This window comes from Streptomyces sp. NBC_01017, assembly GCF_045162795.1.
In the GTDB taxonomy this organism is placed as follows: domain Bacteria; phylum Actinomycetota; class Actinomycetes; order Streptomycetales; family Streptomycetaceae; genus Streptomyces; species Streptomyces machairae.
Window position 1 is genome coordinate 7,199,514 of sequence record NZ_CP108683.1, and the last position, 13,326, is coordinate 7,212,839.

Here is a 13,326-nt window from a genome sequence, read left to right on the forward strand (position 1 = left end):
CGCGGAGAATTTGTATCAAGCACATGGTTCGGAGAAGAAGCGCGGGGGGTGTGATCTGGCGCACGTTGTGTTTGGGGTGGGGAAGGCCGGGTAAACGAGGGCTTTCCTGATGGCGCCGGGTGCCATGCGGGCCGGCGCTAACGCCAGTGCACCGACCCGCCCGCCGCAGGCGCCGTCGCCTCGATCTTCGTCCTGATCTCCCGCATCACCGCGACGATCCGCTCCTCGTGCCCCGCCGACAGTCGTGCCACCGGCACCGAGCAGCTGATCGCGTCCTGGGCCGGGGAGTCGTAGCGCAGGGCGAAGCCGAAGCCGACGATGCCGGGGACGCCCTCCTCGCGGTCGACCGCGTAGCCGCGCGCCCGCACCTCGGCGAGGTCGGCGGCGAGGGAGTCCCGGGTGGTGTGGGTGTGGGCGGTGAAAGGCTCGTACGGGCCCTCGGGAAGGGCGTCGTCCGGGCGCTCGGCGAGCAGCGCCTTGCCCAGTGCTCCCACGTGTGCGGGGAGCCGTCGTCCGACCCGGCTGATCGTCCGCAGGTACTCGTGCGACTCGCGCGTCGCCAGATACGCCACGTCCCGGCCGTCCAGCCGCGCCATGTGGATCGTCTCGCCCAGGGCCTCCGACGCCTCGTCGAGATACGGGCGCACGGCACGCACGCGCGGATCGGAGTCCAGGTAGCTGGTGCCGGTGAGCAGGGCGTGGATGCCGATGCCGTACAGGGAGCCGGTGACGTCCGTGCGCACCCAGCCGCGGGAGATCAGGGTCTGCAGCAGGGCGTACATCGAGCTGCGCGGCACGTCCAGCGCGTCGGCCAGCTCCTGGAGGCGTGCGGGGCGGTCGCCGCGCGCGGCGAGGAGCTCCAGCAACTCCACCGTGCGCGCCGCGGACTTCACTTCGCGGACGCCACCTGTCTCTGACATGGGGCGATGGTAGTCGGAGCGCCTCGGAACGCGCCTCGGAACGCGCCTCGGCGCGCGCCTCGCAAAGCACCTCGGGCCGTCCGTGGCATTGACGGTCGCGATTCGCGTATCTAACCTCAATTCTCATACATGGATAACGTCTACATGGGGAGATGGCGAGGGTGAGCCTCGATACCGACACGACCCGGCGGCTGCGGGACGGCATGGCGCAAGGCGTGCTGTCGTTCCCCCTCACGAGCTTCCACGAGGACGGCTCGCTGGACCCGGACGGCCTCCGTACCCATGTCGCCGCCCAGGTCGCCACCGGCCCCGGCGCGGTCTTCCCCGCCTGTGGCACCGGCGAGTTCTTCTCGCTGGACGAGGACGAGTACCGGCAGGTCGTGTCGATCGCCGTCGAGGAGACGGACGGACGGGTGCCGGTCGTCGCCGGGGTCGGGTACGGCTGGGCGCAGGCCACGAGGTTCGCCCGGATCGCCGAGGAGGCCGGCGCCGACGCCCTCCTCGTCCTGCCGCACTACCTCGTCGCCGCCCCGCAGGACGGACTGGTCGCCCAGCTGGAGCGGATCGCCGCCCGCACCCGCCTCCCGCTCATCGCCTACCAGCGCGGTCAAGTCGCCTTCACCGCAGAGTCGTTGCAGCGGATCGCGCGCATCCCGAACGTCATCGGCCTCAAGGACGGCCACAGCGACCTCGACCGGCTCCAGCGCCTCACTCTCGCCGCCCCCGAGGACTTCCTCTTCTTCAACGGTGCCGCCACCGCCGAGATCCAGGCCCGCGCGTACGCCGCCGTCGGCGTCCCGGCCTACTCCTCCGCCGTCCACGCCTTCGCCCCCGAGATCGCGAACGCCTTCTTCGCCGCACTCCAGGGCGGCGAGCACGGCACCGTCGACAAGCTGCTGCGCGACTTCTACGTCCCGCTCGTCGAACTCCGCGACCGGGTGCCCGGATACGCCGTGTCCCTGGTGAAGGCGGCGGCCCGGCTGCGCGGCCGCCCCGTCGGCCCCGTACGCGCCCCGCTCACCGACCCGTCGGCCGGTGACCTGGCCGACCTGCGCACTCTCCTCGTCACCGGACTCGACCTCGTAGGAGCCGCCCTGTGAACCTCACGATCACCGAGGTCCGTCTGACGCCCGTCCTGGTCGCCGACCCGCCGCTGCTGAACACCCAGGGCGTCCACCAGCCGTACACACCCCGCCTGATCGTGGAGGTCGTGACGGCCGACGGGGTCACGGGGGTCGGCGAGACGTACGGCGACACCGAGTACCTGGAGCTCGCCCGGCCGTTCGCGCAGAAGCTGATGGGTCGTCAAGTCAGCGACCTCAACGGGCTGTTCGTCGTCGCGGACGAGGTGGCCGTCAACCGGTCCCGGGTGTCCGGACAGGTCGACGTCGGCGGGCTGCGCGGTGTCCAGACCGCCGACAAGCTGCGGCTGTCCGTCGTCTCCGGCTTCGAGGTCGCCTGCCTCGACGCCCTCGGCAAGGCGCTCGGCCTGCCCGTGCACGCGCTGCTCGGCGGCAGGGTGCGGGACGCGGTCGAGTACAGCGCGTATCTCTTCTACAAGTGGGCCGGTCATCCGGCGGGCGTCGCGGCCGAGAAGGACGACTGGGGCGCCGCCGTCGACCCGGCCGGGGTCGTCGAGCAGGCACGGACGTTCACGGAGCGGTACGGGTTCACCTCCTTCAAGCTGAAGGGCGGTGTCTTCCCGCCGGACGAGGAGATCGCGGCCGTACGGGCGCTCGCGGAGGCCTTTCCCGGGCACCCGCTGCGCCTCGACCCCAACGGGGCCTGGTCCGTGGAGACCTCGCTGAAGGTGGCGCGGGAGCTGGGGGACGTCCTGGAGTACCTGGAGGATCCGACGCCGGGTACGGCAGGGATGGCGGAGGTCGCCGCGCGGAGCGGGGTGCCGCTGGCGACGAACATGTGCGTGACGACGTTCGCGGAGATCAAGGAGGCCTTCACGAAGGACGCCGTGCAGGTCGTGCTCTCCGACCACCACTACTGGGGCGGGCTGCGCAACACCCAGCAACTGGCGGCGATCTGCCGCACCTTCGGCGTCGGGGTGTCCATGCACTCCAACACCCATCTGGGTATCTCCCTGGCCGCGATGACCCACGTGGCGTCCACCGTCCCGAACCTCCACCACGCCTGCGACTCCCACTACCCCTGGCAGTCCGAGGACGTCCTCACCGAGCGCCTCACCTTCGAGGGCGGCAAGGTCGCCGTGTCGGACGCGCCCGGCCTGGGCGTCGAACTGGACCGCGACCGGCTCGCGGAGCTGCACCGGCGGTGGCTCGATGACGACGGCTCGCTGCGGGACCGCGACGACGCGGCCGCGATGCGGGTCGCCGAGCCGGGCTGGGTCACGCCGTCGGTGCCTCGCTGGTAGGGGCTCGGACAAGATCGCGGTGGCGTTGTCAGTGACGTGGTGCAGACTGGCCAGATCAGCACCACGTCAGGGAGCGCACCGTGACCACGCCCACCGCGCCGACCGGAAAGGGAGCCTCGCCCCAGAGGCCGTCGTCCAGAGCAGGGGGCCTGTATCGCCGGGCCCAGGTCGACCCCCTCGTCGGCCTGCGCACGGCCGCCGACCCGCCGTGGGACGTGTATCTCACGGGCACGGTCTTCCTCGACATCATCTTCACCGGCCTCGACTCCGCCCCCGTGCGTGGGACGGAGTCCTGGGCACGCGGGATGGGCTCCAGCCCCGGCGGCGTGGCGAACATGGCCACCGCCCTGGCCCGCCTCGGCCTGAAGACCTCGCTCGCGGCGGCCTTCGGCGACGACCACTACGGCGAGTACTGCTGGGACGCGCTGGAGCACGGCGAGGGCATCGACCTCTCGCCCTCGCGCACGGTGCCGGGCTGGCACTCGCCGGTGACGGTCTCGATGGCGTACGAGGGGGAGCGCACGATGGTCTCCCACGGCCACGAGCCGCCCCCGGAGGAACCGGCGCCGGACTGCCCGCCCCGTGCGCGGGCCGCAGTGGCCTCCCTGGTGCCCGGCACGCGCGCACCCTGGATCGCGCAGGCCGCGCGCAAGGGCGCCCGGATCTTCGCCGACGTCGGCTGGGACGACACGGGGGCGTGGGACCTGGCGGGGCTGGCCGACCTGGAGCACTGCGAGGCGTTCCTGCCGAACGCGCAGGAGGCCATGCGGTACACCGGCGCCGACTGCCCGCGCGAGGCGGCCCACGCCCTGACCGAGCACGTCCCGGTCGCGGTGGTCACCCTCGGCGCGGAGGGCGCGTACGCGGTGGACAGCAGGACCGGGGAGACGGCCGTCGTCCCCGCGATCGCCGTGGAGGCCCTGGACCCGACGGGCGCAGGTGACGTCTTCGTGGCCGGCTTCGTCGCCGGCACCCTGGCCGACTGGCCGCTGGCCGACCGGCTGGCCTTCGCCGGCCTCACGGCCGCCCTCTCCGTCCAGGAGTTCGGCGGCTCCCTGTCGGCCCCCGGCTGGGCCGAGATCGGCGCCTGGTGGCGCCAGGTCCAGTCGCTCGACCGGCAGGACCCCGAGGCCCTGCGCCGGTACGCGTTCCTGGCCGACCTGGTGCCGCAGGACCAGGGCAGACCCTGGCCGCTGCGGCGGGCGGTACCGACGATCGGGTTCCGCCGGTCGGCGTGACGACCAGGACCGACGACGACCAGGACCGCCGCCGCCTCCCGTGGGTGTCCCGCCCGCGACCGGGTCAGCTGGGCGTGGCCGGCGTGAGCACCACGAAGTCCGCGTTGGACGGGTCCACGCACACCGCCAGCCGGCCGACGCCCTCCGCGTCGTCCGGACCCATCTGCACACTGCCGCCGTTCCCGGTGACCTTGGCGACCGCGGCGTCGCAGTCGGTGACGTTGAAGACCGGGTGCCAGTACGGCCGCCCGCCCGCCAGTACGAGGTTCTCCACGGGGAGCTCCATGAGGCCGCCCTGCATACGCTCCTCGGGCTGCCCGGCCGGGGTGATCAGGGTGTACGCGCCGCCCCCGCCGCCCGGCATCGGCATGTCGCTGAACTGCCAGCCGAAGACTCCGCTGTAGAACTCCTTCGCGCCCGCGGCGTCCGTCGTGTACAGCTCCGTCCACGACAGCGAACCCGTCTCGTCCGCCAGCTCGAAGCCCGAGTTCTTCCCCGGCTGCCAGACCGCGAACTGGCCGCCCCGCGGGTCGTCGTACTGCGCCATCCGCCCCCAGTCGTCGAGGTCCCGCGGCGGCACCCGCACCGTGCCGCCCGCGCGCTCCACGGTCTGTGTCGTGGCGTCCGCGTCGGTGACGGCGTAGTAGATCATCCAGGCCGAGCGGGCGCCCTCCTCGGTGAGCTTGCCGAGCCCGGCGACGGTCTTGCCGTCCTTCTTGAACATCCCGCCTTCCATGTCGCCGCCCTCGCCCATGGACTCGTACTCCCAGCCGAGCACCGCGCCGTAGAAGGCCGCGGCGGCCCGGACGTCAGGCGCGCCGAGGTCGATCCAACAGGGGGAGCCGGGAGCGAGGTCAGTGGTGATCATGGCGATTCCCTTCGCAGATCCGCTATGACCTCAGCGTGACACCCGCTACTGACAACCGCCCGTCGTGGCGCGACGGGATGCCGTGCCGCACGGCTCTGGTTACGATCCGCCCATGAGCGACCTCGCGCCGCACGACCGGCAGGTCCTCGCCGCCGTCGCGCACGACTGGGCGGCGGCGATGGTCTCCAACGACCCCGCACGGATCGCCGACTTCATGGCCGACGACTGGGCCATCGTCTCCGAGTCGGGCATCTCGACCAGGGAGCAGTTTCTGTCGTTCGTCGAATCCGGCGAGCTGACCCACTCGTCGTTCCGACTCGTCGGCGACCCGAGGATCCGTATGCACGGCGACTCGGCGGTCGTGACGGCACGCATCACGAACACCGCCCACTACAAGGGCGAGCGCTTCGACGCCGACGAGTGGACGACCGACGTCTTCGTACGGCGGGACGACCGCTGGCGCTGCGTGCTCAGCCACATCACACCGGCGGCCAGGACCTGAACTCCCGGGCGACCGGGGGCCTCCGGAAACTCCACGGGTGAGGGCCTCAGAATCTCAGCCCGCCGTCACCGTCGTACGCACCGCCCCGTCCGGCCCCGCCACCAGCACCGGTGTCTGCGGGCCGCCGAGGTCCCGTACCGCCGCGCGGTCCTCGTCCGTGGCGCCCTCGGCATCCGTCACGACCGCCGCGGCCTCCAGCGACTTCGCCCCCGACGCCACCGCCATCGCCACCGCCGTGCGCAGCGCGCTCAGCTGCAGGGAGTCCAGGGCGACCGTCCCGGCGACATAGGTACGGCCGGTCTCGTCCCGTACGGCCGCACCCTCGGGCACACCGTTGCGGGCCCGTGCGGAACGGGCCAGGGTGATGATCTTGCGGTCCTCGGGGTCGAGCGCGCTGTTGTCGGTCATGACCTGAGCATACGTAGCGGCGCCCGCGCTAACCGGCCACGGGGTACATGGCCCCGCGCCGCCCCTCCGGGGAGGCCAGCCACTCCAGCTTCGCCGCGGTGTTCGCCTCCTCCAGCGGTGTGTGCAGGACGATCGACAGGTCGGGCCGCACCGGCATCTGCATCACGCTCGACTCAAGGCACAGCAGCCCGACGAGCGGATGATCCAGCTCCTTGCGGATCTGCCCGGCATCCTCGATGTCCCGCCGTTCCCACAGCTCGGTGAACTCCGGGCTGGACGCCTTCGCCTCGGCGAGCACCGACTGGAAGCCCTCGTCGTCGGGAGAGGCGGAGCACAGCGCACGGAACTGCGCCACGACCGTCCGGGCGTTCTGCTCCCAACTCCTCGAACGCGACCGGTACATCGGGTCCGTGAAGAAGTCGATCAGGCAGTTCCACCGCTTGCCGGGCCGCATCCCGAGCACGGTCGCGGCGGCGTCGTTGTAGAGCACGCCGTTGTAGTACCGGTCCATGATGTGCGCCGGATACGGCATCCACGCGTCGATCAGCCGCCGCAGCCCGTCGCACATGTCCTGCTTCTCGGGCGCCACTTCACGGACCGGCGGGTTCAGTCCGGCCAGCAGATACAGATGCCGGCGCTCGGCGTTGCTCAGCCGCAGCACCCGGCCCACCGAGTCCAGCACCTGCGGCGACACGGAGATGTCCCGCCCCTGCTCCAGCCACTGGTACCAGGACGCGCCCACTCCGGCGAGCACGGCGACCTCCTCGCGCCGCAGCCCCGGTGTACGGCGCCGCGCACCGCCGTCCGGCAGCCCGGCCTCACGCGGTGTCACCCGGGCCCGCCTGCTCATCAGGAACTCGCGCAGCTCGCGCCGCCGATGACTCTTCAGCGCGGTACCGGACACGGACACATCGGACACGTAAGGATCCCCCTCATCCCGGTGACTGGTGCTGCCACCACCAGGACAACTTCCCGCTCCCCACGGCTATTCCGATGCCCGCAGGCTCTTACCCATGGCGATCGACACCACCACATCCGCTCCCACGCCCACCACCCCACCGCTCGGCAGCCCCCGGTCCCCCCGGATGTCGACGCGCGACAAACTCGTCCTGTTCGTCCTGTGCGCGGCCCAGTTCATGGTCGCGCTCGACTTCTCCGTCCTGAACGTCGCCCTCCCCGTCCTCGGCGCCGACCTCGGCATGAGCCAGTCGGCGCTGCAGTGGGCGGTGACGGCGTTCGCGTTGCCGTCCGGCGGCTTCCTGCTCCTCTTCGGCCGCATCGGCGACCTGTACGGCCGCCGCAAGCTGTTCCTCACCGGACTCGCCCTGTTCGCCGCGGCCTCGGTGCTCGCGACGTTCGCCTGGGACCCGGCGTCGTTCCTCGCGGGACGGGCCCTGCAGGGCCTCGGTGCCGCGGTCATCGTCCCGACGGGCATGTCCCTGCTGACCACCACCTTCGCCGAGGGCCCCGCCCGGGACCGCGCCCTCGGCATCTCCGGGACGCTGATGTCCCTCGGCTTCACCATCGGCGTGGTCGCGGGCGGCGTCCTGACCGACGCCCTCGGCTGGCGCTCCACGATGGGCCTGCTCGCCGTCTTCGCCCTGGTCGTGCTGCCGCTCGCGCCCGGCCTGCTGCCCGAGTCCCTCCCCCATGGCCACAAGGGCAAGGGAGGTGCCCCCGTCCCGCAGCGCCCGCACCTGGACGTGCCCGGCGCGATCACCGTCACCGGCGGTCTGCTGTCCCTGATCTACGCCCTCACGACGGCCGCCGCCGACGGCTTCGCCCGCGCCGACGTCATCGCGACCCTGATCGCGGGCCCCGCGCTCCTGGCGGCCTTCGCGGTCGTCGAGTCCCGCACCGAGTCGCCGCTGGTCTCCCTGCCCATGCTGCGCCACCGCACGGTGGCGTGGGGAAACCTGGGCGGTCTGGTGACCTTCTCGATGATGTCGACGGTGGTCTTCGTCCTCACCCTGTACCTGCAGGAAGTGCTCGGTCTGTCGGCCTGGGAGACGGGCCTGGTCTTCGGTGTGCAGGGCGTCATGTCGGTGATCGCCGGCTCGCTCACCCCGAGGTTCATCAGCCGTCTCGGCGCCCGCCGCATTCTGGTTCTCTCGCTCGCCGGCCAGGGCGCCTTCGGTGTCGCCCTGCTGTTCCTGAACGCGCAGGCCTGGTCCGTCTGGCTCGTCACCGCCGCCCTCGCGCTGGCGAGCATGTTCCACCTGGGCGCGATCATCTCCTACGGCCTGACCGTGACCTCCGGCGTCCCCGACGAGGAGCAGGGCCTGGCCACCGGCCTGGTCACCTCGACCCAGCAGGTCGGCATCACGATCGGCATCCCGCTGCTTGGCGTCCTCGCCACGACCTCCGGTGACCTGCTCTCCGGCACCCGCACGGTCCTGGCGCTCGACGCGGCGATCGTCCTGGCCACGGCGGCCCTGATCGCCGTCGGCCTGCGGACCGGACGGCCGGCCGGAGCGAGGGACAGCGACCAGGGGGCGAGCGGCTCAGGGGCGGTCGAGGCGGAGCCGGTCGGCTCGCGCTAGGCCGGCCACGACCAGGTCGTACGAGTCCTCGACGAGCTCCCGGACGAAGCGGTCCGGGAGCTCGCCGTCGACGGTCACCGTGTTCCAGTGCCGCTTGTTCATGTGATAGCCGGGGACGACGAGCCCCGGATACTCGCCGCGCAGACGGACCGCGTCCTCCGGGTCGCACTTGAGGTTGACCGTCAGGGGCCGCGCGTCCAGGTTCGTCAGGGCGAACAGCTTGCCCAGCACCTTGAAGACCGAGGTCTCCGGGTTGAACGGGAAGTCCTCCACGGTCGCGTTGAAGGACAGGCAGAACGCGCGCAGCTCCTGAGGGTTCACTCCGTCACTCGGCCCTTCGTCTCCTCGCCCAGGCGCCCGACCGGACCCACCGGCTCCACGAGCACGGTCACGATCTTGTTCCGGCGACCGGCCGCCGCCTCCGCGGTCAGGCGGAGTTCCCGGGTGTCCGGGAGCTCGACCAGGGACGACGCCCCGGCGATCGGGACGCGGCCCAGTGCCTTCGCCAGCAGCCCGCCGACCGTCTCGACGTCTTCGTCGTCGTACTCGTCGAGGCCGTACAGCTCGCCGAGGTCGGTGATGTCCAGGCGGGCGGTGACGCGGTAGCGGTCCTCGCCGAGTTCCTCCACCGGCGGCAGTTCACGGTCGTACTCGTCGGTGATCTCGCCGACGATCTCCTCGAGGATGTCCTCGATGGTGACGATGCCGGCGGTGCCGCCGTACTCGTCGATGACGACGGCGACGTGATTGCGCTCCTTCTGCATCTCGCGCAGCAGGTCACCGGCGTTCTTGGTGTCCGGTACGAAGACGGCGGGCCGCATCGCCGTCGACACCAGCTCGCTCTCCGCTTCCCGGGAGATGTGCGTCTTGCGGGCCAGGTCCTTGAGATACACCATCCCGACCACGTCGTCCTCGCTCTCCCCGACGACGGGGATGCGGGAGAAGCCGGAGCGCAGGGCGAGGGTGAGGGCCTGGCGGATGGTCTTGTAGCGCTCGATCACCACCAGGTCGGTGCGCGGGACCATGACCTCGCGGACCAGCGTGTCGCCCAGTTCGAAGACCGAGTGCACCATGCGGCGCTCCTCGTCCTCGATCAGCGACTCCTTCTCGGCGAGGTCGACCAGCGCCCGCAGCTCCGCCTCGGAGGCGAACGGGCCGCGGCGGAAGCCCTTGCCGGGGGTGAGTGCGTTGCCGATGAGGATCAGCAGATAGGGGATCGGCCCCATGATCCGGGCGAGCGGCAGCAGGACGTACGCCGCCGCCGTCGACGTGTTCAGCGGGTGCTGGCGGCCGATGGTGCGCGGGGAGACCCCGACAGCGACGTACGACACCAGCACCATGACAGCTATCGCGACCAGCAGGGCCTCGGTGGTGCTGTCGAACTCCTGGAGGCAGGCGTACGTCACGAGCGCGGCGGCGGCCATCTCGCAGGCCACGCGCACCAGCAGCGACACGTTCAGATAGCGGGTCGGGTCGGCGGCGACGAGCGCCAGCTTCTCGCTGCCGCGACGGCCGCTGCGTACGGCCTCCTCGGCGCGGAAGCTGGAGACGCGCGCGATGCCCGCCTCGGCGCAGGCGGCGAGCCAGGCGACGATCACCAGGGCGATCGCGCCGGAGACGAGGGGGAGGCTCATGACACGGTCGGGGCCGGTGAGGGGCCGGTCAGGCCCTTCTCCGTACGCCAGCCGTCCACGATGGCGGCCTGCAGGCCGAACATCTCGGCCTTCTCGTCGGGCTCCTCGTGGTCGTAACCGAGCAGGTGCAGCACGCCATGGACGGTGAGCAAATGGAGCTCCTCGTCCATGGAGTGCTGCGTGGGTGCCTCGGCCCCCTGCTTCTCGGCGACTTCGGGGCACAGCACGATGTCACCGAGAAGCCCCTGCGGGGGCTCGTCGTCGTCCTTCGACGGCGGCCGCAGCTCGTCCATCGGGAAGGACATGACATCCGTCGGGCCGGGCAGGTCCATCCACTGGATGTGCAGCTGCTCCATGGCGTCGGCGTCCACGACGATCACCGAGAGCTCGGAGAGCGGGTGGATGCGCATCCGCGCGAGGGCGTAGCGGGCGATGTCGAGGATCGCCTGCTCGTCGACCTCGGTTCCGGACTCGTTGTTGACGTCGATCGACATGGTCGCGCGTGTTCTCTACTTCCCCTTGTGCCCGGCCTTGCCGCCGCGGCCCTTGTGCGTGCCGTTCTGGGTGCCGTGCGTGTTGTCGAACTCCTCGTACGCGTCGACGATACGGCCGACCAGCTTGTGCCGGACGACATCGTGGGACGACAGCCGCGAGAAGTGCACGTCGTCGACGCCGTCCAGGATGTCCTGCACCTGCCGCAGACCGGACTTGGTGCCGTCCGGGAGGTCGACCTGGGTCACGTCACCGGTGATGACTATCTTCGACTCGAAGCCGAGACGGGTGAGGAACATCTTCATCTGCTCGGGCGAGGTGTTCTGGGCCTCGTCGAGGATGATGAAGGCGTCGTTGAGCGTACGACCGCGCATGTACGCGAGCGGGGCGACCTCGATGGTCCCGGCGGCCATGAGCCGGGGGATGGAGTCGGGGTCGAGCATGTCGTGCAGCGCGTCGTACAGCGGACGCAGGTACGGGTCGATCTTCTCGTACAGCGTGCCCGGCAGGAAGCCGAGCCGCTCGCCCGCCTCGACCGCCGGCCGGGTCAGGATGATGCGGTTGACCTGCTTGGACTGCAGGGCCTGCACCGCCTTCGCCATGGCGAGGTAGGTCTTGCCGGTACCGGCGGGGCCGATGCCGAAGACGATCGTGTGCTTGTCGATCGCGTCGACGTACCGCTTCTGGTTGAGGGTCTTGGGGCGGATCGTGCGGCCGCGCGAGGAGAGGATGTTCTGGGTGAGGACCTCGGCCGGGGTCTCCTCCGGGCCCTCGCCGTTCTCACTCGCTCTGAGCATGGCGATCGAGCGTTCCACTGCGTCCTCCGTCATCGGCTGTCCGGTGCGGAGCACCAGCATCATCTCGTCGAACAGGCGCTGGATGAGGGCGACTTCAGCGGCATCGCCGACCGCGCTGATCTCATTGCCCCGGACGTGGATGTCGGCCGCCGGGAAGGCCTTCTCGATCACGCGCAGCAGGGAGTCGCCGGACCCCAGCACGGTCACCATGGGGTGCTGGGCGGGGACGGTGAACTGTGCTCTCGCCTGCCCCTGCGCGGGTGTGTGAGCTGTGGGTGTCTGAGTCATGGGCCGGCTCGTAGGCCTTGCTCGTCCTCCTCGAAACGACTCGCCCGCCACGTGGGCGGCCTGGCGATTTCAAGAGTACGCCGGGGGACTGACAAGGCCGTAGGCCTTTTCCCCACGGTCCCCATCCGTGCACGTCGGGTACGCCCGCTGTCACCCCGGGTCGGGTTTTCCGCCCCCGCGAGTGATCCCTCGGCTCAGAAACCCAGCTTCCGCAGCTGGCGCGGGTCGCGCTGCCAGTCCTTCGCGACCTTCACATGCAGGTCCAGGAACACCGGCGTCCCCAGCAGGGCCTCGATCTGCTTGCGGGATTTGATGCCGACGTCCTTGAGGCGCTTGCCCTTGGGGCCGATGATGATGCCCTTCTGGCTGGGGCGCTCGATGTAGACGAAGGCGTGGATGTCGAGGAGGGGCTTGTCGGCGGGGCGGTCCTCGCGGGGGAGCATCTCCTCCACCACGACCGCGATGGAGTGGGGCAGCTCGTCCCGGACGCCCTCCAGCGCGGCCTCGCGGATCAGTTCCGCGATCATGACCTGCTCGGGCTCGTCGGTGAGGTCGCCCTCGGGGTAGAGCGCCGGCCCCTCCGGCAGGAGCGGGACGATCAGGTCGGCCAGCAGGCCCACCTGCTGGTCACCGACCGCGGAAACGGGGACGATCTCGGCCCACTCGAAGCCGAGCTCCTTGCCGAGCTGGTCGATGGCGATGAGCTGTTCGGCCAGCGTCTTGCTGTCCACGAGGTCGGTCTTCGTGACGATCGCGATCTTCGGCGTCTTCTTGATCGACGCCAGCTCCTTCGCGATGAAACGGTCGCCGGGGCCGAGCTTCTCGTTCGCCGGCAGACAGAAGCCGATCACGTCGACCTCGGCCCAGGTCGTACGGACGATGTCGTTGAGGCGCTCGCCGAGCAGCGTGCGCGGCTTGTGCAGCCCAGGGGTGTCGACCAGGATCAGCTGGGCGTCCTCCCGGTGCACGATCCCGCGTACCGTGTGCCGCGTCGTCTGGGGCTGGTTGGCGGTGATCGCCACCTTCTGGCCGACCAGAGCGTTCGTAAGGGTGGACTTGCCCGCGTTGGGACGGCCCACGAAGCAGGCGAAGCCGGCGCGGTGGGGGGCCTCGGACGGCTCGGATGACTGGCTGCGAACGCTCATGGCGCCCATTCTCCCTGATCCACAGACCCTCGCCGCACAACAGACCGACCGCCGGCCGTCCGGTGAGCTTCCGGAAACCCCCGCGCAACGAAACGTCGCGGAAAC

Annotated in this window: 14 protein-coding genes; 5 read left to right on the top strand and 9 right to left on the bottom strand. The window is 70.7% G+C overall.

Going from position 1 to position 13,326, the window contains the following annotated elements:
- Positions 1–137 precede the first annotated feature (137 nt).
- On the bottom strand, positions 138–920 hold the full coding sequence (locus OG331_RS33105; protein WP_406202962.1) for an IclR family transcriptional regulator: 783 nt from the start codon (positions 918–920) through the stop codon (positions 138–140).
- Between the two features lie 152 nt (positions 921–1,072).
- Here OG331_RS33105 and OG331_RS33110 point away from each other — a divergent pair, with 152 nt between their 5' ends.
- The 3 genes from OG331_RS33110 (at position 1,073) to OG331_RS33120 (ending at position 4,544) form a co-directional block, all read left to right on the top strand.
- Entirely contained in the window at positions 1,073–2,020 is a 948-nt protein-coding gene (locus tag OG331_RS33110) for a 5-dehydro-4-deoxyglucarate dehydratase (protein ID WP_406202964.1), read from the top strand.
- Positions 2,017–3,306 (top strand): glucarate dehydratase family protein, encoded by a 1,290-nt coding sequence (locus tag OG331_RS33115; RefSeq protein ID WP_406202966.1) that lies wholly within the window; start codon positions 2,017–2,019, stop codon positions 3,304–3,306. Before OG331_RS33110 ends, OG331_RS33115 begins: the two co-directional genes overlap by 4 nt.
- A gap of 80 nt (positions 3,307–3,386) precedes the next feature.
- A complete protein-coding gene (locus OG331_RS33120; protein ID WP_384187431.1) occupies positions 3,387–4,544 on the top strand; it encodes a carbohydrate kinase family protein in 1,158 nt (385 codons plus the stop codon).
- A 64-nt stretch (positions 4,545–4,608) separates the two neighbouring features.
- Here the strand turns inward: OG331_RS33120 and OG331_RS33125 are convergent, their stop codons facing one another.
- The gene (locus OG331_RS33125; protein ID WP_406202968.1) at positions 4,609–5,412 is read right to left on the bottom strand and encodes a VOC family protein; all 804 of its coding nucleotides are present in this window, start codon (positions 5,410–5,412) and stop codon (positions 4,609–4,611) included.
- A 112-nt stretch (positions 5,413–5,524) separates the two neighbouring features.
- Between OG331_RS33125 and OG331_RS33130 the strand changes: the two genes are divergently transcribed.
- Entirely contained in the window at positions 5,525–5,914 is a 390-nt protein-coding gene (locus tag OG331_RS33130; protein WP_406202970.1) for a nuclear transport factor 2 family protein, read from the top strand.
- Between the two features lie 54 nt (positions 5,915–5,968).
- Here the strand turns inward: OG331_RS33130 and OG331_RS33135 are convergent, their stop codons facing one another.
- Together OG331_RS33135 and OG331_RS33140 are read right to left on the bottom strand one after the other, a co-directional pair.
- On the bottom strand, positions 5,969–6,322 hold the full coding sequence (locus OG331_RS33135) for a cytidine deaminase (protein ID WP_406202972.1): 354 nt from the start codon (positions 6,320–6,322) through the stop codon (positions 5,969–5,971).
- Between the two features lie 28 nt (positions 6,323–6,350).
- Positions 6,351–7,172, bottom strand: a complete 822-nt coding sequence (locus OG331_RS33140) for a helix-turn-helix transcriptional regulator (RefSeq protein ID WP_406210437.1) — start codon at positions 7,170–7,172, stop codon at positions 6,351–6,353.
- A gap of 163 nt (positions 7,173–7,335) precedes the next feature.
- Here OG331_RS33140 and OG331_RS33145 point away from each other — a divergent pair, with 163 nt between their 5' ends.
- The gene (locus OG331_RS33145) at positions 7,336–8,865 is read left to right on the top strand and encodes an MFS transporter (RefSeq protein ID WP_406202974.1); all 1,530 of its coding nucleotides are present in this window, start codon (positions 7,336–7,338) and stop codon (positions 8,863–8,865) included.
- Here OG331_RS33145 and OG331_RS33150 read toward each other — a convergent pair.
- The 5 genes from OG331_RS33150 to era all read right to left on the bottom strand — a co-directional run bounded on the left by OG331_RS33150 (position 8,827) and on the right by era (position 13,230).
- Complete coding sequence (locus OG331_RS33150; RefSeq protein WP_406202976.1) at positions 8,827–9,186, bottom strand: MmcQ/YjbR family DNA-binding protein; 360 nt, start codon at positions 9,184–9,186, stop codon at positions 8,827–8,829. The two genes, OG331_RS33145 and OG331_RS33150, sit on opposite strands and share 39 nt — an antisense overlap.
- Positions 9,183–10,499, bottom strand: coding sequence for a hemolysin family protein (locus OG331_RS33155; protein ID WP_406202977.1), 1,317 nt, complete (start codon positions 10,497–10,499; stop codon positions 9,183–9,185). Before OG331_RS33155 ends, OG331_RS33150 begins: the two co-directional genes overlap by 4 nt.
- Complete coding sequence (gene ybeY / locus OG331_RS33160; RefSeq protein WP_406202979.1) at positions 10,496–10,993, bottom strand: rRNA maturation RNase YbeY; 498 nt, start codon at positions 10,991–10,993, stop codon at positions 10,496–10,498. The genes OG331_RS33155 and ybeY overlap by 4 nt, the downstream gene beginning before the upstream one ends.
- Before the next feature lie 15 nt (positions 10,994–11,008).
- Positions 11,009–12,076 (bottom strand): PhoH family protein, encoded by a 1,068-nt coding sequence (locus tag OG331_RS33165; protein WP_406202981.1) that lies wholly within the window; start codon positions 12,074–12,076, stop codon positions 11,009–11,011.
- A 194-nt stretch (positions 12,077–12,270) separates the two neighbouring features.
- The gene (gene era, locus OG331_RS33170) at positions 12,271–13,230 is read right to left on the bottom strand and encodes a GTPase Era (protein ID WP_328881737.1); all 960 of its coding nucleotides are present in this window, start codon (positions 13,228–13,230) and stop codon (positions 12,271–12,273) included.
- Positions 13,231–13,326: the final 96 nt, after the last annotated feature.

Coding starts and splice junctions, on each gene's coding strand:
- OG331_RS33125 (WP_406202968.1), bottom strand. CDS start 5,412: ATGATCACCACTGACCTCGCTCCCGGCTCCCCCTGTTGGATCGACCTC.
- OG331_RS33105 (WP_406202962.1), bottom strand. CDS start 920: ATGTCAGAGACAGGTGGCGTCCGCGAAGTGAAGTCCGCGGCGCGCACG.
- ybeY (WP_406202979.1), bottom strand. CDS start 10,993: ATGTCGATCGACGTCAACAACGAGTCCGGAACCGAGGTCGACGAGCAG.
- OG331_RS33140 (WP_406210437.1), bottom strand. CDS start 7,172: ATGAGCAGGCGGGCCCGGGTGACACCGCGTGAGGCCGGGCTGCCGGAC.
- OG331_RS33135 (WP_406202972.1), bottom strand. CDS start 6,322: ATGACCGACAACAGCGCGCTCGACCCCGAGGACCGCAAGATCATCACC.
- OG331_RS33110 (WP_406202964.1), top strand. CDS start 1,073: ATGGCGAGGGTGAGCCTCGATACCGACACGACCCGGCGGCTGCGGGAC.
- OG331_RS33145 (WP_406202974.1), top strand. CDS start 7,336: ATGGCGATCGACACCACCACATCCGCTCCCACGCCCACCACCCCACCG.
- era (WP_328881737.1), bottom strand. CDS start 13,230: ATGGGCGCCATGAGCGTTCGCAGCCAGTCATCCGAGCCGTCCGAGGCC.
- OG331_RS33165 (WP_406202981.1), bottom strand. CDS start 12,076: ATGACTCAGACACCCACAGCTCACACACCCGCGCAGGGGCAGGCGAGA.
- OG331_RS33155 (WP_406202977.1), bottom strand. CDS start 10,499: ATGAGCCTCCCCCTCGTCTCCGGCGCGATCGCCCTGGTGATCGTCGCC.
- OG331_RS33130 (WP_406202970.1), top strand. CDS start 5,525: ATGAGCGACCTCGCGCCGCACGACCGGCAGGTCCTCGCCGCCGTCGCG.